The sequence below is a fragment of the Williamsia sp. Y844 genome, from assembly GCF_056786475.1.
This window is the reverse complement of the sequence record NZ_JBXCJB010000004.1, coordinates 17077-36537: the sequence shown is the minus strand read 5'-3', so window position 1 is coordinate 36537 and position 19461 is coordinate 17077. Positions and strand designations below refer to the sequence as shown.

At 63.7% G+C, this 19461-nt stretch carries 17 protein-coding genes; 13 read left to right on the top strand and 4 right to left on the bottom strand.

The genetic code is table 11. The features are described from left to right. Window positions 1–16: 16 nt before the first annotated feature. The 13 genes from AC1TQG_RS21350 (at window position 17) to AC1TQG_RS21290 (ending at window position 13611) form a co-directional block, all read left to right on the top strand. Window positions 17–1087 (top strand): phosphotransferase, encoded by a 1071-nt coding sequence (locus tag AC1TQG_RS21350; RefSeq protein ID WP_482140021.1) that lies wholly within the window; start codon window positions 17–19, stop codon window positions 1085–1087. A gap of 51 nt (window positions 1088–1138) precedes the next feature. Further along, window positions 1139–2002, top strand: a complete 864-nt coding sequence (locus tag AC1TQG_RS21345) for an alpha/beta fold hydrolase (protein WP_482140019.1) — start codon at window positions 1139–1141, stop codon at window positions 2000–2002. Window positions 2003–2032: 30 nt separating this feature from the next. Further along, window positions 2033–3742: a bifunctional 3-(3-hydroxy-phenyl)propionate/3-hydroxycinnamic acid hydroxylase gene (locus AC1TQG_RS21340; RefSeq protein WP_482141391.1), complete on the top strand. Its 1710-nt coding sequence runs from the start codon at window positions 2033–2035 to the stop codon at window positions 3740–3742. After that, window positions 3699–4652, top strand: coding sequence for a 3-carboxyethylcatechol 2,3-dioxygenase (locus AC1TQG_RS21335; protein ID WP_482140017.1), 954 nt, complete (start codon window positions 3699–3701; stop codon window positions 4650–4652). Before AC1TQG_RS21340 ends, AC1TQG_RS21335 begins: the two co-directional genes overlap by 44 nt. 47 nt (window positions 4653–4699) lie before the next feature. Then, on the top strand, window positions 4700–6487 hold the full coding sequence (locus AC1TQG_RS21330) for an FAD-binding protein (RefSeq protein ID WP_482141389.1): 1788 nt from the start codon (window positions 4700–4702) through the stop codon (window positions 6485–6487). A gap of 2 nt (window positions 6488–6489) precedes the next feature. Continuing rightward, window positions 6490–7794, top strand: coding sequence for an LLM class flavin-dependent oxidoreductase (locus tag AC1TQG_RS21325; protein WP_482140016.1), 1305 nt, complete (start codon window positions 6490–6492; stop codon window positions 7792–7794). 25 nt (window positions 7795–7819) lie between these two features. Further along, on the top strand, window positions 7820–8686 hold the full coding sequence (locus AC1TQG_RS21320) for a coniferyl-alcohol dehydrogenase (protein WP_482140014.1): 867 nt from the start codon (window positions 7820–7822) through the stop codon (window positions 8684–8686). Window positions 8687–8729: 43 nt separating this feature from the next. Beyond that, window positions 8730–9725 (top strand): cyclase family protein, encoded by a 996-nt coding sequence (locus AC1TQG_RS21315; RefSeq protein WP_482141387.1) that lies wholly within the window; start codon window positions 8730–8732, stop codon window positions 9723–9725. Window positions 9726–9731: 6 nt separating this feature from the next. After that, entirely contained in the window at window positions 9732–10376 is a 645-nt protein-coding gene (locus AC1TQG_RS21310; protein ID WP_482140012.1) for an NADPH-dependent FMN reductase, read from the top strand. Beyond that, complete coding sequence (locus AC1TQG_RS21305) at window positions 10373–11257, top strand: alpha/beta fold hydrolase (RefSeq protein WP_482140010.1); 885 nt, start codon at window positions 10373–10375, stop codon at window positions 11255–11257. The genes AC1TQG_RS21310 and AC1TQG_RS21305 overlap by 4 nt, the downstream gene beginning before the upstream one ends. Continuing rightward, window positions 11257–12117, top strand: a complete 861-nt coding sequence (locus AC1TQG_RS21300) for an SDR family NAD(P)-dependent oxidoreductase (RefSeq protein ID WP_482140008.1) — start codon at window positions 11257–11259, stop codon at window positions 12115–12117. Before AC1TQG_RS21305 ends, AC1TQG_RS21300 begins: the two co-directional genes overlap by 1 nt. Next, entirely contained in the window at window positions 12114–12308 is a 195-nt protein-coding gene (locus AC1TQG_RS21295) for a ferredoxin (protein WP_482140006.1), read from the top strand. Before AC1TQG_RS21300 ends, AC1TQG_RS21295 begins: the two co-directional genes overlap by 4 nt. A gap of 61 nt (window positions 12309–12369) precedes the next feature. Continuing rightward, on the top strand, window positions 12370–13611 hold the full coding sequence (locus AC1TQG_RS21290; RefSeq protein WP_482140004.1) for a cytochrome P450: 1242 nt from the start codon (window positions 12370–12372) through the stop codon (window positions 13609–13611). 105 nt (window positions 13612–13716) lie between these two features. Here the strand turns inward: AC1TQG_RS21290 and AC1TQG_RS21285 are convergent, their stop codons facing one another. The 4 genes from AC1TQG_RS21285 to AC1TQG_RS21270 are packed head-to-tail and all read right to left on the bottom strand — an operon-like array spanning window position 13717 to window position 19426. Then, window positions 13717–16140, bottom strand: coding sequence for a CaiB/BaiF CoA-transferase family protein (locus AC1TQG_RS21285; RefSeq protein WP_482140002.1), 2424 nt, complete (start codon window positions 16138–16140; stop codon window positions 13717–13719). A 5-nt stretch (window positions 16141–16145) separates the two neighbouring features. Then, window positions 16146–17108 (bottom strand): enoyl-CoA hydratase/isomerase family protein, encoded by a 963-nt coding sequence (locus tag AC1TQG_RS21280; protein WP_482140000.1) that lies wholly within the window; start codon window positions 17106–17108, stop codon window positions 16146–16148. Window positions 17109–17145: 37 nt separating this feature from the next. Next, window positions 17146–18267 carry a M24 family metallopeptidase gene (locus AC1TQG_RS21275; RefSeq protein WP_482139999.1) on the bottom strand — a complete coding sequence of 374 codons (1122 nt, stop codon included), beginning with the start codon at window positions 18265–18267 and terminating at the stop codon, window positions 17146–17148. Then, window positions 18257–19426: a M24 family metallopeptidase gene (locus AC1TQG_RS21270; protein WP_482141385.1), complete on the bottom strand. Its 1170-nt coding sequence runs from the start codon at window positions 19424–19426 to the stop codon at window positions 18257–18259. The genes AC1TQG_RS21275 and AC1TQG_RS21270 overlap by 11 nt, the downstream gene beginning before the upstream one ends. Window positions 19427–19461 lie beyond the last annotated feature (35 nt).

Here is a 19461-nt window from a genome sequence, read left to right as displayed (position 1 = left end):
ACGTGAAAGTGAACCCATGACAACCACCGAGCTGCCCGTACCCAGGTCGTGGGACGAGATCACGGGTGAGTGGATGACCACTGCGATCTCGCGACATCACCCGGGTGCGGTGGTGGATCAGGTCGAGGTGGTGCTGCGCGACGACGGAACCAACCGCCGAGCACGGTTGGGTTTGACCTACTCGTCAGGGGCCGGGCCCGCGACGGTGTTCGTGAAGGGGGCCGACCCGGCGCATACCGAACTGATCGCACTCACCAGCGGGCTCTATCACGAGCCCCGCCTGTTCAATTCGAACATCGAACTCCCGCTGGAACATCCGACGGTCTACGCCTCGCTGACCGACGAGACCAATGACAACTTCGTCCTCGTCATGGAGGACCTGACCACACGTGGCGCCGATCCGCGCGACGCGACCCGACCCATGTCGGTGGCGCAGGCCGCGAGCGCAGTCCGTGGACTTGCTCGACTGCACGGAGCGTACTGGGGTGTGCGTTTTCAGCGCCCTGAATTGAGCTGGGTCGAGCCGTTTGTGCCCTGGCCCGGTATGGAATACGCGCCGCTGCCTGCCGCCCTGGAACGACTCGGTGCCGCTGCACCTCCCGAGGTTCAGGCGCTGACCATCGATCATCTCATCAACACGGTCTGGGCGCCGTATATCCGCACGCTGACCACGTCGAACCAGACATTGCTGCATGGTGACGCACACATCGGCAACTCATATGTGCTACCCGGCGACGATGTGGGATTCCTGGACTGGCAGGTGGTTCGACGCGGCAACTTCGGTCTCGACCTGGGCTACTTCCTGCAGGGCGCGTTGACAATCGACGACCGCCGCAATCACGAACGCGACCTCCTCGAAGAGTATCGCGGGGCGCTCGGGCTCCCCGCCGACGAGCTTCCGAGTCGAAACGAGGTCTGGCGGCAGTACCGCGCCTCGGTGGCACACGGTCTGGCTGTTTGGCTGTGCACCGCCAGCGCCGGCGAATTGTGGCAACGGCCGGACATCGCAATCGCACTCGCCGAACGTTATTCGGTGGCCTACTCGGATCTCGAGACAGCGCAGGCTCTCGAGAGCTTCGATACCTGATCTCATCGCGAAGACTCGTCTACTGCATCGACAAGACACCGGAGATGACAAGTGCCAGAACATGAAAGCATCTGGAGTGACCTCCAGGGTGTTGCCTTTGAGCAGGGATACCTGACGGTTGGCGGGATTCGGACCCGTTACCTACATGCCGGGGATGACACCAAGCCGGTCCTGGTGCTACTCCACGGGTCAGGCGGTCACGCCGAAGCCTATGTGCGCAATCTGGAGGCACACTCCGAGCACTTCTCGACCTGGTCGATCGACATGCTGGGGCACGGCTACACCGGCAAGCCGGGTCATCCGCTCGAAATCCCGCACTACGTAGATCATTACCTCGGATTTCTCGATGCCATCGGCGCCGGGCAGGCCAGTCTGAGTGGTGAGTCGCTGGGTGGCTGGGTGGCTTCGCGGGTTGCCGCCGACCACCCGGAGCGCGTCCACCGGCTCGTGCTGAACACCGCCGGGGGATCGCAGGCCGATCCGGTGGTGATGAAACGGATCATCGATCTGTCGATGGCCGCTGCGCAGAATCCGTCCTGGGAGACCGTGCAGGCCCGCATCAAGTGGCTGATGGCAGACAAGTCGAAGGACTATGACGACATCGTCGCCGGCAGGCAGCGGATCTACCGGCAACCGGGATTCGTCGATGCGATGAGCGACATCATGGCGTTGCAAGATCCAGACATCAGGGCCCGAAATATCTTGGGCCCGGCCGATTACGGGCGCATCACCGCGTCGACCCTGGTGCTGTGGACCACTGACGATCCGACCGCGAACGTCGACGAGGGGCGGCGGATCGCGTCCATGATCCCCGGTTCGCGCTTCGAGGTGATGGCCGGTTGTGGGCATTGGCCGCAGTACGAGGACGCAAAGACCTTCAACGCGCTCCACCTCGAGTTCCTGTTGGGAGGCTGAGGCGTGTCATCCGCAATCGACGGTGGGACGATCGGGGAGGACCGGGTCGGTCGCGCGCCACAGACGGCGCAGTTCGATGTGGTGATTGTCGGTGCCGGCCCGGTGGGGCTCACCCTTGCCAACATCCTTGGTCTCCAGAATGTTCGGACACTGGTGGTCGATGAGCGGAACACGTTGATCGACTATCCGCGGGGGGTGGGTCTGGACGACGAATCCCTGCGTACCTTCCAGGCGATCGGCCTGGTCGAACAAGTACTCCCGCACACCAGCCCGAACCAGATCTTGCGGTTTGTCGACGCGAAACGGCGGCTGTTGGCCGAAATCGCGCCCACCGATACCTCATTCGGATGGCCCAAGCGCAACGCATTTGTTCAGCCTCTTGTCGACGCGGAGCTACTGACCGGGCTGAGGCGTTTCGATCATGTTCAGGTGGCCTGGAATTCTCCGATGGTGGCGGCCGACGACACCGGAGACGTTGTGGTGGTCGAACTCGCCGGTACCGGAGGACGCCGGACCGTGGGAGCGCGCTACGTGGTCGGATGCGATGGCGGGCGGAGTGCGACAAGGCATTTGATGGGGGTGTCGTTCGAGGGGACGACATCGCCGACACGATGGCTGGTTGTCGACCTGGCGACCGATCCGCTCGGTCACCCGAACATCGAGGTGGCCGCCGACCCGGCGCGTCCCAACGTGTCGGTGTCGATCGCCCACGGCATTCGCAGGTTCGAGTTCATGATCCACTCCGGCGAGAGCGACGAGGACGCGCAGAGACCGGAGTTTCTGGCGAAACTGCTTGCGCCACTCGTGCCGTACCCGGATCAACTCGATGTGATCCGGCGTCGGGTGTACACGCACCACTCCCGGATCGCCAGTGCTTTCCGGAAGGGCCGGATACTGCTGGCCGGTGACGCCGCGCATCTGATGCCGGTGTGGCAGGGCCAGGGCTACAACAGCGGGATCCGCGACGCGGCCAATCTCGGATGGAAGCTGGCCGCAGTGGTGACCGGTCGCGCCGATGACGTTCTACTGGACACCTACGACAGCGAACGACGCAGCCATGCCCGAGCGATGATCGATCTGTCGACCATGGTGGGCAAGGTCATCTCGCCGACGAACAGGCGGGTTGCCGCGGCACGTGATCTGCTGATCCGCGGTGCGTCCGTGCTCCCGGCCCTGAAGAACTACGTGCTGACCATGCGCTTCAAGCCGATGCCCCGGTATGAGCAGGGTGCGGTGGTCCATGCCGACCCCCGTCCAGCTCGGTCGGCGGTTGGGACCCTGTTCATTCAGCCGCGGGTGGACACCCGCGATCGCACAGGGGTTCTGCTCGACGACGTGCTGGGTGCCTGGTTCGCGGTGCTGTGCTGGAACAACCATCCGCGCACCGTGCTGGGCGATCAGCAGTTCGCGGCGTGGAAAGCCCAGGGCGCCAGATTCATCACGGCCCGGCCGCAGTGCCAGCTCGAATGGACCGGTCACGATGATCCCGACGTGATCGTGATCGGCGACAGCAGCGGTCAGGTGAAGCGCTGGTTCGACACGCAGACCGACTCGGTTCTGTTCCTGCGGCCGGACCGATGTATAGCCGCAGCCTGCGTCGCACAACGTGCCCCGGAAACAAGTGCTGCCCTGCTAGACGTACTCGGAGCAGGGCAGGTCAGATCAGGGCAGGCCGGACCAGGGGAAGGAGATACCGATGCCGCTGGCACTTTGCTGCGTCTCGCACAGCCCCCTGCTTGAACTCCCGGGCACACCGCCGGACCTCGTCGACGACGTCGGGGCCGCGCTCGAAGAGGCCGCCGACTTCGTTCGGCGTTGGGATCCTGAACTGGTGGTGATCTTTTCGCCGGATCATTACAACGGCTTCTTCTACCGGGTGATGCCACCCTTTTGCATCGGCAATGCCGCTCGCGGCGTCGGTGACTACGGCACCCAGGCCGATCCGCTGGATGTCCCACGAGACCTTGCCGATGCGTGCGCGCGGTCAGTGCTCGAAGCCGGTGTCGATGTTGCGGTCTCTGAATCGATGGACGTCGACCATGGGACCGTCCAGCCTCTGCAACGCCTGCTCGGTGACTCGCGTGCACTGCCGGTGATACCGATCTTCGTCAATTCCGTTGCGGCGCCGCTCGGTCCGTTGTACCGGGTGCGGGCGCTTGGTGAGGCAGTCGGCAACTATCTCGCAGGTCTGGATCAGCGGGTGCTCATCATCGGCTCAGGTGGGTTGTCGCACGATCCGCCGGTACCGCGGCTGGCCACGGCAACCGGTGGGGTCCGCGAGCGAATGGTGCACGGCGGCAGCCAGACACCCGAGCAACGTTCGGCCCGGCAGAGTGCCGTCATCGAGGCAGCGCAGGACTTTGCCGCAGGCCGTGGCCCGCTTCGACCACTCAATCCGGATTGGGATCGTGAGTTCCTGGAGATCATCGATTCCGGCCGGCTCGACGAGTTCGATGGCTGGTCCAACGTGCAGATCAGCAGTGAGGCCGGCAACTCGGCACACGAGATCCGTACCTGGGTGGCCGCATTCGCGGCGATGGCCACTCAAGGGCCCTACGAGACACCGGTGCGCTACTACCGGGCCGCACCCGAACTGATTGCCGGATTTGCGATCCGATCTGCGACGCGCAGTGCCGGGGTCCGTCCATGACAAGCGAACCGACAACCGGAGAGGAGGACGTAGGGGTGGATTCAGACATGGCGGTGAGCACGTCCCGCAGCGACTACGACAAAACAGTCGACGTGCTGGTGATCGGGTCAGGTGGCGGTGGGATGACTGCGGCACTGGCGGCCGGTGACGCCGGTCTGGAAACCCTGGTGGTGGAGAAGGGTTCGCAATTCGGTGGTTCGACCGCGTTGTCAGGAGGTGGCATCTGGGTTCCGGGCGCCCCCGCCCAGCGCCGCGAGGGGTATGCGCCGGATCCGGCCGGGGTGCAGGAGTACCTGCGTGCGATCACCGGTGGACTGGTCAGTGACGAACGTATCGCGCAGTACGTCAAGACCGCCCCGGAGATGATGGGCTTCCTGGAGAAGTCGAGCCCCTGGCTCGAGTTCGTCTGGAAACCGGGCTATGCGGACTATTACCCGGAATTGCCGGGGGGCTCCGAGCGTGGCAGCACTATCAACGTCCCACCGATCGACCTCCAAGAGCTCGGCGATGAAGAACAGAACCTGTTGACGCCCTTGGCGCTTGCGCCGAAGGGTGTGTGGCTGGGCCCGAAGGATCTGCGTGCGTTCTACCGGATCCGGCAGTCCTGGGCGGGCAAGGCTGTCCTGTTCAAACTGCTGTGGCGCATGTTCCGGGCCCATGTATTCGGTGACCGGATCGCCGCCATCGGCCAATCGCTGGTGGCGCGGCTCCGGCTGGCCATGAAAGAGCACAACATCCCGCTCTGGCTGGATTCGCCGATGATCGAGCTGATCGAAGGTCCTGATCGGTCGGTGCTGGGCGCGGTGGTCGAACACGAGGGGGCCACGTTGCGGATCCGGGCCCGCCGGGCCGTGATTCTCGCGACCGGGGGATTCGATCACGACATGAACTGGCGCCGAGAACATCAGCCGGTCCTGGCAGACGATTGGAGTTTCGGAAATCCGTTGGCGACCGGTGACGGGATCCGGGCGGCCGAGAAAGTCGGGGCCGCAACAGAATTACTCGATGAGGCCTGGTGGTTTCCGGCGATTCAATGGCCCGACGGCCGAATGCAGTTCATGCTGAACGAACGGATGATGCCGTCGCAGTTCGTGGTCAACGGTGCCGGGCGCCGATTCTGCAACGAGGCGGCGCCGTACATGGACTTCAGCCACGCGATGATCGAAGGCGAGAAGACAGGTGTTGCCCACATTCCCTGCTGGCTCATCACGGACTCACGGTCGTGGGCGAAGTACGTCGTGGCAGGACACCTGCCGTTACCCAAGATTCCGTTCGCGCCGGTACTCACCGGGCGCAAGATGCCGAAGGAGTGGTTGCAATCAGGAGTTGTCCACGAAGGTTCCACCTTGGCGGAACTCGCCACCAAGATCGGGGTGCCGATCGACGAACTCACCAGGACCGCAGAGCGTTTCAATGGCCTCGCACGGCGAGGCCATGACGACGACTTCAACCGCGGTGACAGCAGTTACGACAACTACTATGGCGACCCGACATTGCCCAACCCCAACCTGTATCCGCTGGTGAAGCCGCCGTACTACGCCTTCCGGATGGTGCTGGGTGATCTCGGGACCTCCGGTGGACTCCGTACCGACGAACACGCCCGCGTCCTGCGCGACGACAACTCCGTTGTCAGTGGTCTGTACGCGGTGGGCAACACCTCCGCGGCGGTGATGGGCCGGAGTTACGCCGGGGCCGGGGCCACCATCGGGCCGGCCATGACCTTTGGATATGTCGCTGCATGTCATATCGCGGAGAACGCACCACCCGGCGAAGACGCTACACAGCACGAAGATTCCGTTCTTCTCTCACAACCGTTTCATTCCCATCGGAGGTAACCATGAAGATTTCCTTGTTCTATGAGTTCGCGCTGCCACGTCCGTGGACGCAGGACGACGAATACAAGATGTTCCAAGAGGGCTTGGCCGAGGTGGAGGCCGCCGACAAGGCGGGATTCTCGACGGTATGGCTCACCGAACACCACTTCCTCGAAGAGTATTGCCACTCAACGGCACCCGAGATGTTCCTCGCCGCTGCCAGCCAACGGACCAAGGACATTCGACTCGGCTTCGGTGTGATGCATCTGCCGCCGCTGATCAATCACCCCGCACGTGTCGCCGAGCGCGTCTCGACGCTCGACCTCATCTCCGGTGGCCGAGTGGAGTTCGGAACTGGTGAATCGTCCTCCGTTGCCGAACTCGCCGGGTTCAACATCGATCCGGCGGACAAGCGTGGACAGTGGGAGGAAGCCCTCGAGGTCACCATTCGCTGCATGACCGAGGAACCGTTCACCGGATTCAAGGGTGAGCACATCGAGATGCCGGCCCGCAACGTGATCCCGAAGCCGATGCAGAAGGCGCATCCGCCGGTGTGGGTTGCCTGTACCCGCCCGTCGTCGGTGCAGATGGCTGCGCAAAAGGCCATTGGCGCACTGAGTTTCGCCTACACCGGTCCCGGACCGTTGGGCGACCGAGTGGCCTCGTACTACCAGGAATTCGAAGAGCGCGGCGTCCCGTCGACGCCGGAGATCAACCCGAACATCCTCGCGATCGGCGGGGACCTGTCGATGATGGTCGCGCCGACGGAGAAGCAGGCACTTGATCGCCTCGGACTCGGTGGCGGTTTCTTCTCCTTCGGGATCATGCACTACTACATGACCGGACAGCATGTTCCGGGTCGCACCGGTGTGTGGGAACGCTACCTCGAAGAGGTGGCCAATGACGACACCCTGGCCTACGGTCCGGGCCGCGGGGCCATCGGTTCGCCAGAGATGGTTCGCGAGTTCCTGCGTGGCTACGAGGAGAGCGGGGTCGACGAAATCATCCTGCTGCTCAATCCGAGGTGTCACGAAGCGACGATGGAGTCGATCGAACTCATGGGCAAAGAGGTCCTCCCGGAATTCATCGAGCGGGACGAAAAGGCCGTCAAGGCAAAGGCGCAGCGACTTGCCCCGGTCATCGAAAAAGTCGAGGCCCGCCGCCCGGAGTCGCGAGCGCCGGAGTTCGACCCCAACTACTCGTTCGGCGGATTGCCGACCGGTCGCGGTGGAAGCTTCACCGCGAGCGAAATTCCCGAGGCCATGGCGGAGATCAACGAAGGCCGGGTCCAGGCGGCGCAGGCCGCAAAGGAGGCAGCGGCACAGTGATTGCCACGGCGCAGGTATTCCGGTCATGGGCCATCTAGACCAGCTGTTGCGCTACGACGGCCGTCGTGTCGTGGTCACCGGATGCTCATCGGGCATCGGTGAACAGGTCGCGAGGCAGAGTGCCGAGCTGGGTGCCGAAGTCATCGGTCTCGACATAGCTGCGCCGGGCCAGGACTTTCCGATCAGCGAGTTCCATCAGGTGGACCTCGCTGATCGGGAGTCGATCGACCGCGCCATCGCTGCGATCGGCGAGCGTGAGGTGGATGCTCTCTTCAACATTGCCGGGGTGTCCTCCGGGATCGGGAATTCGCTTCTGGTGGTGACGATCAACTTCCTCGGGATGCGGTATCTGACCGAATCGCTGGTGGGCCGGATGCCGGACGGCTCTTCGATTTCCTGCGTCTCTTCGATGGCCGCGTCCGGGTATCGCGACAATCGGGCCACCGTTGCCGAACTGCTCGGAACCAGGTCGATGGCCGAGGGAGTGCAGTGGTGTCGAGACCATCCGGAAGCACATGCCAATGGTGGCTACACATTGTCCAAAGAGGCGATCATCCACTACTGCATTCGAAACTCTGAATACTTTGGTGCGCAGGGTATCCGAATCAATTGCACGGCTCCCGGGGTGACCGAGACGCCCATACTCGATCAGCTGCGCACGGCGTACGGCCCGGAGTACCTTGACGACATACCGAAACCGCTGGGGCGCGTGTCGACCCCGCAAGAACAAGCGGCAGTTCTGGTCTTTCTGGGTAGCAATGCCGCCAGTTACGTATCAGGCCAAGTTCTTTGGGTTGACGGCGGAATCGTGAACAGCAATGAGATGCGTGACCCTGTTGGAGCCATCCAGGCCACCGACCAACAAGTACATACACCTGACGCAAGGAATTGACATGAGCGACCACAGCGGAGTCAGTACCGTCGAACCGACTGCGATGTCCACCATGAAAGACTTTCGCCGCGTTGCAGACGAGGTCCGGAACTGGGGCCGGTGGGGCAGCGCTGATGAACTCGGCACCCTCAACTTCATCACGGCCGACAAGGTGGCCGAAGCGGCGTCCCTGGTCAAGCAGGGCAAGGTGTTTCCGCTCGGGGTCGACTTCGGATCGTCCGGTCCCCAGGGTGCCTTCAAATTTCGGCAAAATCCCGTCCACGTGATGACGGTGGACGGCGGCGACGCCGAAACCTTGCTCAAGCACTGCGCGGATTGGGATATCAACTCGGTGGGCCAGGAACTGAGCGGCTTCTTTGCAGGCGAGGACAATCCGTTCCGGTTCAACGACGACATGATCATCATGCCGCTGCAGGCCGCGACACAGTGGGACGCTCTGTCCCACGTGTACTACGAAGACAAGCTGTACAACAACTTTCCGGCCGATTCGGTGACGAGCATGGGTGCCAAGCACTGTGGGATCGACAAGGTCGACGGCAAAGGGATCACGTCCCGCGGGGTGCTGCTCGACGTCGTCCGCCATCGCGGGGCCGACTTGTATCTCGAACACGGACAGACGATCACCCCTGCCGAACTCGACGACGTCGCTCGGGCTCAGGGGGTCACCATCCGACGCGGTGACGTTGTCCTGGTCCGAACAGGTTGGTGGGCACGATTCCTCACCACCGGTGCCGGATCCGAACCCGGAGCCGGACTCGACTGGACCTGCGCATCGTGGTTGCACGATCACGAAGTGGCCGCGGTCGCAGCTGACAACCTGATGGTCGAGGATCCGGTCTCGGCAGTCGAGGGGACGTTCCTTCCGATGCACATGCTCTGTCTGCGCGACATGGGGTTGATGCTCGGCGAATACTGGGATCTGAATGCGTTGGCCGCCGATTGCGCGGCCGACGGTATCTACGAGTTCCAGTTGATCGCGCCACCTTTGCGCGTCACCGGGGCCGTGGGGTCGCCGGTCAATCCGATAGCGATCAAGTAGCCCACGATGACACACAGTACGACGGCGACAAACAGGGCGACGGCGCCGAACGTGGCAACGTCCGGTTCGGCAGTGCGGTCCGAAGCCAGACCCCTGGTGGTCGGACTCGGCGGCACACTGCGCACCAATTCGTCCACCGAGCGGGTGCTGCGGTTCTGCCTCGAATCGATCGAGCGGCAAGGTGGACGTACCGAGATCTACAGCGGCGCCGACCTCGACATGCCGATGTACTCGCCGCACGAACTGGAACGGACGCCGCAGGCGCGCAAACTGGTTGATTCCCTGCGCAGTGCCGACGCGGTGATCGTGTCGTCCCCTGGTTACCACGGTGGCGTCTCGGGGCTGATCAAGAATGCGATCGACTACATCGAGGACCTGCGCGACGAACCGCGGGCATACCTGGACAACACGCCGTGGGGTTGCATCTCTTGCGCCTACGGCTGGCAGGCGGCCGTGGGCACGCTGGGGCAACTCCGGTCGATTGGGCACGCGTTGCGGGCCTGGCCGACACCTTTGGGCGTTGCGATCAACTCCGCTGACCAGATCTGGGATGAATCAGGCGAATTGACGGACGAGGCGGTCCGCGGGCAGTTGGACATGCTGGCCGGGCAGGTGCTGACCTTCGCGAGCGCGGGTGGGCGGCGGTCATGACGGTCTCGGCCGGCCGGTGCTCGACCGACCATATTTCACGCCGACATGTGGTGGTTGACGGGCATTTGACCAGCTACCTCGAAGGCGGCTCGGGTGCGACCGTGGTGCTCTTGCACGGTGGAGAGTTCGGTGCCAGTGCAGAGTTGGGCTTCGAGCGCATTTTCGATCCTCTCGCCGAGCGGTTTCATGTTCTCGCACCCGATATGCTGGGCTTCGGCGAATCGGCGAAGGTGGTCGACTTCAATGACGGCCGCGGACTGCGAATACGGCACATCGCAGCCTGGTGTCGGGTGCTGGGTGTGGACTCGGCCCACTTCGTCGGAAACTCGATGGGGGCGGTCATGCTGTTGGCCGACCTCACGTCAGACCGTCCGCTGCTACCGGTCCGGAGCCTGGTGGCCATGTGCGGCGGTGGAGAAATCCAGCAGGGCCAACACATGCACGCGCTGTACGACTACGACGCCACCATGCCGGCGATGCGCCAGATTGTGGAAGCACTGTTCCACGACGCGAGATACGCGGCGGATGACGACTATGTACGTCGGCGCCACGAGTCCGCCACAGCGCCGGGAGCATGGGAAGCGGTGGCGGCAGCCAGATTCCGGCGGCCGGGACTGGCGACGACACCTCCGGTGACGACTGGTCGGCCCCATGAGCGGATCGAGGTGCCCGCACTGGTCGTCGAGGGTGAGTGCGACAAACTCCTGCCGCCAGGTTGGGCAAAAGAACTGGCCGACCAGGTGCGGGCGGGCTCCGCGGCGGTGATCCCACAGGCCGGTCATTGCCCACAGATAGAACAGCCGGCCGCGGTGAGCCGACTTCTCATCGAATTCTTCGAGAACCAGTGCGCGAGTGCGCGCACGACCGAACAACGGAAGTGATGGCGATGGGCGAACTGTCAGGCAAGGTCGCAGTGGTGACGGGCGGGGCCGCGGGGATCGGCGCCGCGACGGTCGAGAGGTTCCTTGCCGAAGGGGCCCGCGTGGTGATCGCGGACACCGACCGGGTCGGTGGCGAATCCCTCGCCGCCGCGTATGGGCCCGAAGCGCTATTCCAAACGACAGATGTCTCCGACCCGTTGCAGGTCGAACAGCTCGTCTCGGTCGCGGTGGATACGTTTGGCGCACTGGACATCATGGTCAACAACGCTGGAGTCCCCGGGGTCATGCACAAGAACTTCCTGCAGGATGACCTGGCCGACTTTCATCATGTGATGGGGGTCAACCTCCTCGGGGTGATGCTCGGTACCCGAAACGCAGCCCGCTACATGGCAACTGCCAACGGCGGCTCGATCATCAACGTGTCGTCGGTGGGCGGCGTGCTGGCAGGCGGCGGTGTGATGACCTATCGGGCGTCCAAAGCCGCCGCCATCCACTTCACGAAATCGGCGGCCATCGAACTGGCCGAGTACGACATTCGCGTCAATTGCATTGCACCGGGCAACATTCCCACCTCATTGCTCGCCACGTCCGCGGCAAAGATGCCGCCGGAGGCGGGGGAGCGGTTCACCAGGGGCGTGCGCGAGGCCATGAAGGCCGACCGGCCACTCAAGCGGGACGGCGAGCCCGGGGACGTGGCAGAAGTTGCCCTGTACTTCGGTAGTGATCGTTCCTCTTACGTGACGGGAACGGTCCTACCGGTCGACGGTGGCACGGTCGCCGGTAAACCGTTGAAGAAGCGGAACTTCTCGGACAAGTCGTCTGCCGCTGCCCACAGCAACGGAGAAAGAAGGCCCGTATGAAAGTGACGGTCGAACAATCCAAGTGCATTGCTGCCGGACAGTGCGTCTTCGAGGCGGCAGATGTTTTCGATCAACGTGATGACGACGGGATCGTCGAGTTGCTCGACGATCATCCACCCGTCGAACTGCATGGTCACGTCAGAGGAGCAGCGGCGGTATGTCCCGCAATGGCCATCCACGTGGAGGAATGAGCGCATCCGTAGCGCCCGCGTACCGCCCTCGATCTTCCGATAACCCCCCAAAGGAGTGACCATGTCTGACTCGCTGCCCAGCACCACAATCGAAGGAACCGGGGACGTTCCGGACTACCCGATGGAGCGGTCGGCGCAGTGTCCGTTCGCACCTCCGCCGCAGGTGCGGGCACTCACGGACACCGAACCGTTGAGCCGCGTCCGGATCTGGGACGGCAGCACTCCATGGCTGGTCACGGGCTACCCCGAGCTGAAGGCTCTGATGGGTGATCCGCGGGTCAGCGTCGACGACAGGCGCCCGGGCTTCCCACACTGGAATGAGGGCATGCTGTCGACGGTTGATCTGCGTCCGCGGTCGGTCTTCACCTCCGATGGTGAGGAGCACACCAAGTTCCGTCGAATGTTGACCCGTCCCTTCACCTTCAAGCGCGTCGACGCGATGCGTCCGGCCATCCAGCGGATCACCGATGAGCACATCGACGCGATCCTGGCCGGCCCGCAACCCGCCGACCTGGTCGAGGAGCTCGCGCTGCCGGTGCCGTCCCTGGTGATCACCGAAATGCTGGGCGTGCCCTACGAGGATCACGAGTTCTTCCAGGCGCACGCGACCACGGGGGTGAGCCGGTTTGCCTCGGCCGAGCAGGCGGCAGAGGGCCGGACCGGGTTGGCCAGGTACCTGATCAAGCTGGTCAAGAAAAAAATGGACGAACCGGCCGAGGACATCGTGACCGAACTGGCCGAGCGGGTTCGCGCCGAAGAAATCACCATGCGGGAGGCCGCGCAGCTCGGCACCGGACTGCTGATCGCCGGCCATGAGACCAGTGCCAACATGATTTCGCTCGGCACGCTGGCGCTACTGCAGAACCCGGAACAATTTGCGCTGCTGCGTGACTCCGATGACCCGAAGGTGCTGGCCAACGCTGTTGAAGAACTGATGCGCTATCTGAGCATCATTCAGAACGGGCAACGGCGAGTTGCGGTGGAGGACATCGAGATCGGCGGCAAGACGATCAAGGCGGGGGAGGGCATCATCATCGACCTGGCCCCGGCCAACTGGGATGCCAGGGAGTTTCCCGAGCCCGACAAGCTGGATATTCTCCGGCCCGCCCGCCAGCAGGTCGGCTTCGGTTTCGGTGTTCACCAGTGCGTAGGTCAGCAGCTCGCGCGGGTGGAGTTACAGATCGTCTTCCAGACCCTGCTTCGGCGGATCCCGAACCTGAAGTTGGCCATTCCGTTCGAAGAAGTCGAATTCAAGCACGACCGCCTGGCCTTCGGCGTCTATCAGCTGCCGGTCACCTGGTAGCGCCCGAACCCGCCCCACCCCACCCCGCAAACGCTCCATCTGTACGAGGACGCTCCACAAATTTGTGGAGCGTCCTCGTACAGATGGAGCGTCTGCGCTGGGGAACTATCGATCGGGTGTCGTGCCGATGATGCCGTCGGTCTGCAACGCGGCGATTTCGTCATCGGTGAGTCCGAGCTCGGACAAGATCTGCTGGTTGTGTTCACCGAGGAGTGGTGCCGGCGTCTGATGGAAGTGGTCGATGCTGTCGGTGAACCGGATCGGTATGGTGCTGTGGGCCGCGGGGCCGTTGACCGGATGATCCACCTGCTCGAAGAACCCTCGGAACGCGAGCTGCGGAATTTCGATTGTCCGGTGCGGCTGCATGACTTTCGCCGCGGGTACCCCGGCCTCGCAGAGTAGTTCGACGGCGCCCTCGCTGCTCATCATCAGGAAGAAGGCGGCGAGTTCGGCGTCGATGAGGTCGTGATGGCGGCGACGACCGGCGGCGTCGTCGAACCGGGGGTCCGTCACCCACTCGGGTCCGCCGAGCGCTTTTTGCATTGCGGTCCACTGAGTGTCGGTGGCCACCGCCACCGCGATCCAGCAGTCATTTCGCCCGAACTCATCGACGTCGGCGGTCAGGTAGAGGTTTTGCGGCGCGGCCACGGGTCCTCGATTTCCATCCCGCTGCAGGATGTTCCCGTATGCCGAGTACTCGGTGACTTGCTCGGCGGCGATGGCCAGCGCCGCGTCGACCATCGCGACCTCGACCTGCACACCTTCTCCCGTGCGCTTGCGGTGCTCCAAGGCCAATAACAGTGCGCCCAGCGCATGGATTCCGGCATTCGGATCACCCAGAGAATACGGCTCGAGTGGATTGGCATCGGGATAGCCTGTCAGCCAGGTCAATCCGGACGCATCCTCGATGACGTACGCAAATGCCGGGTTCTCCCGCCAGGGTCCGTCGAGACCGAAGCCCGGCATCCGCACCATGATTGCGTCCGGACGCAGGGCGTGGACCCCGGCGAAGTCCAGACCGATCTGATCGAGTACTCGCGGCGTGTAATTCTCGACGATGATGTCGGACGTCGCCACGAGTTCTCGGAGCAGCTGCTGCCCACGGTCGGTCTGGAAGTCAATGGTCAGGCTCTTCTTGTTGGTGTTCAGGCCAGAGAAGATGGGCGATCTTTCCCACCACTGGTCTTCGGTGACGGGAACACCCGCGATGAGCCGGGTTCCGTCGGGCCGACGGGTCGACTCCAGGTGGATCACCTCGGCGCCGAGCATCGCGAGAAAATGCGTGCAGGACGGGCCGGCCCAGTATGCGGTCATGTCCAGAACCCGCAGCCCGGCAAAAGGAAGTTGCTTCTGGGCCTGGGGATTCTTGGGTTTTGCGCGCCGGCGCAGTGGCTCGGCACGGTGGTACTCGGTGTGCTCGCCGAGGTGAGGTGCCGGCTCCGGTGGACGAAGTTGCGCCGGCTGCATCCGGAAAGGCGAAGTGGGCTGGTCGAATCCGTCCCGCGGGTTCGTGGTGAAACTCTGACGCTCTCGGAAATGTTCCTGCGCAGTCGCATTCCCACCATCGACGACCGGGGCATTGGGAATGCGCAGCGCACTGGCGAAGTCGCGGATGCCATCGACATCCTGCTCGGACAGCCAGGCGTAGATGTCCGGCGCGTGCTGCTGAGCCCGCTCGGTGAGTGTGAGTGTCGATTCCTCATCAATCCACTCCGGATGCCCGACCATGACCGCGAGGTCGAACCACTGCTGCATGGTGCCGCAGCCGAGCGCCACCAGCCCGTCGGCCGCGGTGGCCACACCGGGAACACTGGTGGCGCGCTTGGTTCGGAACGGTCGCTGTAGAACATCGAAGAAGCTGACGGAATAGTAGGTGAGACAGAGGATCTCGGTTTCCAGCATCGAGACGTCGACCAAGTCGCCGATGCCGCTGTCGGTGGTGCCGATTCTCGATGCGAGTGTCCCCACGCTCGCGTAAGCGCCGGTGAGCCATTCACCCACCTGGCCACCGACGTGGACGGGCGCCCGGTCCGGTGATCCTCGTCCGAGCCCGACGACGCCGCCCGAGGCGGCCTGCAAGGTGAACTCGGTGGCCGGCCGATCGCTCCACGGTCCCGCCAAGCCGAATGGCGTGATCGCGGTGACGGTCAGGTGCGGATACCTGCGATGGATCTCTTCGGCGGTCAACAATGGTTGCTCGGTGATGCGCGAGTCACGCGACCACACAACGGCATCGGCCCCGGTCAGCAGCTTTTCCAGGAGTTCGAGATCGTCGGGGTTGTCCGGGTCGACCGCGACGCTGTCCTTGGAGCAGGCCAGGTGACTGAACAGGGCACCATCGGAGTCCGGCGCGATTTGTGCGCCCGAGGCGGACCACCTGCGCAACGGATCACCCTCGGGTGGTTCGACTTTGATGACCTGGGCACCGCCGTCGGCCAGAAGCTTGGTGCAGTACGCCCCGGCGATACCCACCGACAGATCCACAACCACGTATCCGTCGAGCGGGTATCCGCGACCGGCAGTAGGCATCAGGACTACTTCTTCTTCTTGCGACCGGACTTGCTCAACCTGAACTCCGGCGGGTACTGGTCGTCGGTGCCTTTCACAGTGTTGTTGAGGCCGCGGCCGAACGTGTCCTCGTCCTCTAGCATCACCTCGTCGCCGTCGGCCGCAATGTTGCTGCCCATCGACTCGAAGAACGCCGACATGAGACTGCCCATGTACTCGCCCTGTTGCTGTTTCATGATTTCGAAGAACGTCTTCTGCATGAAGACGGTGTCGGTAGGACGTGTGCGCGCACAGGAGGTCGCGTACTTGTCGACCTCCGCCTCGAGGTCCGCGCGGGGCACCACACTGTTGATGAATCCGCAGGCGTCCATCTCGGCGGCGGTGAAGGCCCGTCCGGTGAACACCATCTCCTGAAACTTGCGCAGTCCCATGGCCTGTGCCCAGGTCCACATCCGGGGACCCCATCCGTGATAGCGGAACGACGGGTGGCCGAACAAGGTGTCGTCAGCCGAGATCAGCAGGTCGGCGTCCGCGGCCTGATAGAAATGCCAGCCGTAGCAATAGCCCTTGGTCTCCACGATGCTGATCTTCTTGAACTCCTGCAGGCTGCGACATCCGGCCTGCGGATTGGCATACCACTGACTGACCGACGCACCGAACCGAAACGATCCCCGCGGCGGCGCCGTGACGTCGTCTTCGTCGAGTTTGAATTCGCGGAGCCGGGCCTGCGGAGAGTCTGCATTCTGGTTCGCCATGAACTCGGGAAGATCTGCGCCCGAACCGAAGTCGTCACCCACACCGCGGACCACCAGCACCTTGACGTCGTCATCGATGCTGCATCGGTGGATCAGGTCGCCGTAGCGCAGACGTGCCGCTGCGGTCGGTGCGTTGAGCTGGTCGGGACGGTTGAAGGTGATCGTTGCGATCTTGGTCTTTCGGTCCTTCTCGAAGAGGATGATCTCCTCGGGCTTGGGAAGTGAATCCGTCATGCTGTGCTGACTCCCTCTGTATTCGCCTTCACTGGGTTTATCCGGTCCACCAGGGAGCTGTGGTGAGAACCTCGGGCCCGTGGTCGGTGATCAGGACCGCATCGCGACCGAAGACTGCTCCGAGGCCCAACGTCCAGACGTAGCTCGTGACAGCCAAGACCATGCCCGGCTCGAGTATCTCGGAGGCGTTGGTCTCCGGTAGGTGCGGCGAGACGACGGGTGGGTCGAAGCCAAGGCCCAATCCATGTGCAACCGGAGTCGGGGGCAATGGCTCACCGGCCGCCTCGTATGCCGAGAGGAGGGCGCCGGCCGGTGCGCCGGCCTGACAGGCGCCAAAGAGGCGGTCTTGCAGGGCTTCCGAGCGGCGATACAGGGACCGGATGTCGTCGGTGAACTCACCCACCGGCCACGTTCGACCGACCTCGCCGGTGTATCCCCTGTCGAGGACTCCCGCCGCAAAGGCGACGAGATCACCGGAGCGAACCTCACTGGTTCCGTTGGCGCGCCGCCCATGGCGTTCTTTGGATGTCACCCAGGCCCCGTCCTGCGTGGCCGGGGTGCTGACACCGCCTGCGGCCATCGCCTCCAGGAGGACACCCGTCAGTCGCTGTTCGCTGATCCCGGGTCGGAGTTCGGACACCGACGCGGCCAAGCCCACTTCGGCGACCTGTAGTGCTTCACGGATGGACGCGATCTCGTCATCGGTCTTGATCCGGCGTGCGGTCCGTAGGGCCATCTCCGCGTCCACCAACTCGGCATTGGGGAATGCGTGGGGTAGAAGTTCGGCGAAACCGGGTGAGAGAGCGTCGATTCCGACTCGGCGGGCCGTCGCAGCGCCGGTGATCTCCTTGAGTACCGCGATGATGTTCATCGGGTTCCATGCGATGCCGTACAGGTGATCGTGGGGGATGTCGTCCGGGATGCCCTCGTCCCAGGTGCTGAGCAGGTGGATCTCACCGGTCTCCCGGGACAGGACGCAGTTCGGTGCGAATGGTCGTGTGCCTGCCACCCACAGTTGGGTTGCGCCGGTGACATAGCGGACGTTGGCCTGTCGACCCAAGACGAGTATGTCGAGGTCGTGGGCTTGCATCTGGGCCAGTGCGCGTTCTCGCCGTCCGGTGCGAAGAGCGCGATCATCGGCCAGGATCTCAGTCGCCATAAGGCGTGTACGGGTAGTCGGTGAGCGGCGCGAAGCCCTCTTCGGTGATGACCACGATCTCCTCACTGCGGTAGCCGCCGGTGCCGTCTTCCCAGACCACCGGCTCCAATACCAGCACCATCCCGGGTTGCAGGATGAAGTTCTTGTCGTAGGTGGGACCCAGATCGGTTCCGATCATGGGCATTTCGGCCGCTGAGGTACCGATGCCGTGTCCGAGGTAGAAGTGCGGGAGCCAGGGTTTGGTCCCGCCATTCACTTCGATGGCAGCGGTGGCGAGATCCTCGAGCGTGACACCGGGCCGCAGGGTCTCGAACACCGCGGTGATCAGGTCCTTCCAACGCCGGAACTGTGCCTGCTGACGTGCTGACGGGTCTTGTCCGACGATCCAGGTGCGACCGAAGTCGGAGCAGTACCCCGAGTAGGTGATGCTGACATCGACCCAGAGGACGTCGCCGGCAACGAGTTCCCGTTCGGTGGTCAGCAGTGGCAGCGCCAGATCGCCGTGGGTGGTCCAGACACCGGTGTCCTTGCTCGACGGCATCACCTGCCAGATGGCGTCGAGCATGTTGGCCGTTGCCCCCCGCTCGAATGCCCGCCGGACAAAGCCGGCGGACAGGTCGATCTGCCGCATCCCCGGAGCCAGGGCCGCCTGGACCTCGACCATCGCTTCTTCTGTTATGCGACAGGCATTTCGGATGCAGGACAGCTCATCTGGGGTCTTGATGAGCTTGGCGGCACCGATGATCACCGCGGCGTCGCGCGGCGGCCCCGACGGGAACAGGCGCTTGGCTGCCCGCAGCATCGCCCCGGTGCTCTCGTCGACGGCGTAGACGGCCTCTGCCGGCACCAGGTCGGCCAGTGCCCGGGCAAAGGTCTCGACGCCCTCATCGAACTCCAGATAGACCGGTGGCATCACATGATCGTCGGGCAAGACCGAATCTTCCGGCGCACCATCGCGTATCGGCAGGAAGAGGTAGGGCCATTCGTCGTCGGGCAGGATGACCGCCACCGGTCGCTCGACGTGTGACAAACCGGCATCACCCAGCGGCCAGCTCACGCCGGTGGCGTAGGCGACCGCGTTGTTGCCGAGGAGGATCAACGCACCGATGTCGCGCTCGACCATCTCCGCGCGGATCCGGGCACCGACCTCGCGTCGCATCCGGGCGAGGTCGGGTTTGTCGGGGACGCGCAATG

Excerpts from the sequence above, each read along its gene's own strand:
- AC1TQG_RS21350 (WP_482140021.1), top strand. The coding sequence starts at position 17 with ATGACAACCACCGAGCTGCCCGTACCCAGGTCGTGGGACGAGATCACG.
- AC1TQG_RS21335 (WP_482140017.1), top strand. The coding sequence starts at position 3,699 with ATGCCGCTGGCACTTTGCTGCGTCTCGCACAGCCCCCTGCTTGAACTC.
- AC1TQG_RS21330 (WP_482141389.1), top strand. The coding sequence starts at position 4,700 with ATGGCGGTGAGCACGTCCCGCAGCGACTACGACAAAACAGTCGACGTG.
- AC1TQG_RS21325 (WP_482140016.1), top strand. The coding sequence starts at position 6,490 with ATGAAGATTTCCTTGTTCTATGAGTTCGCGCTGCCACGTCCGTGGACG.
- AC1TQG_RS21320 (WP_482140014.1), top strand. The coding sequence starts at position 7,820 with ATGGGCCATCTAGACCAGCTGTTGCGCTACGACGGCCGTCGTGTCGTG.
- AC1TQG_RS21315 (WP_482141387.1), top strand. The coding sequence starts at position 8,730 with ATGTCCACCATGAAAGACTTTCGCCGCGTTGCAGACGAGGTCCGGAAC.
- AC1TQG_RS21310 (WP_482140012.1), top strand. The coding sequence starts at position 9,732 with ATGACACACAGTACGACGGCGACAAACAGGGCGACGGCGCCGAACGTG.
- AC1TQG_RS21305 (WP_482140010.1), top strand. The coding sequence starts at position 10,373 with ATGACGGTCTCGGCCGGCCGGTGCTCGACCGACCATATTTCACGCCGA.
- AC1TQG_RS21300 (WP_482140008.1), top strand. The coding sequence starts at position 11,257 with ATGGCGATGGGCGAACTGTCAGGCAAGGTCGCAGTGGTGACGGGCGGG.
- AC1TQG_RS21295 (WP_482140006.1), top strand. The coding sequence starts at position 12,114 with ATGAAAGTGACGGTCGAACAATCCAAGTGCATTGCTGCCGGACAGTGC.
- AC1TQG_RS21290 (WP_482140004.1), top strand. The coding sequence starts at position 12,370 with ATGTCTGACTCGCTGCCCAGCACCACAATCGAAGGAACCGGGGACGTT.
- AC1TQG_RS21285 (WP_482140002.1), bottom strand. The coding sequence starts at position 16,140 with ATGCCTACTGCCGGTCGCGGATACCCGCTCGACGGATACGTGGTTGTG.
- AC1TQG_RS21280 (WP_482140000.1), bottom strand. The coding sequence starts at position 17,108 with ATGACGGATTCACTTCCCAAGCCCGAGGAGATCATCCTCTTCGAGAAG.
- AC1TQG_RS21275 (WP_482139999.1), bottom strand. The coding sequence starts at position 18,267 with ATGGCGACTGAGATCCTGGCCGATGATCGCGCTCTTCGCACCGGACGG.
- AC1TQG_RS21270 (WP_482141385.1), bottom strand. The coding sequence starts at position 19,426 with ATGCGACGCGAGGTCGGTGCCCGGATCCGCGCGGAGATGGTCGAGCGC.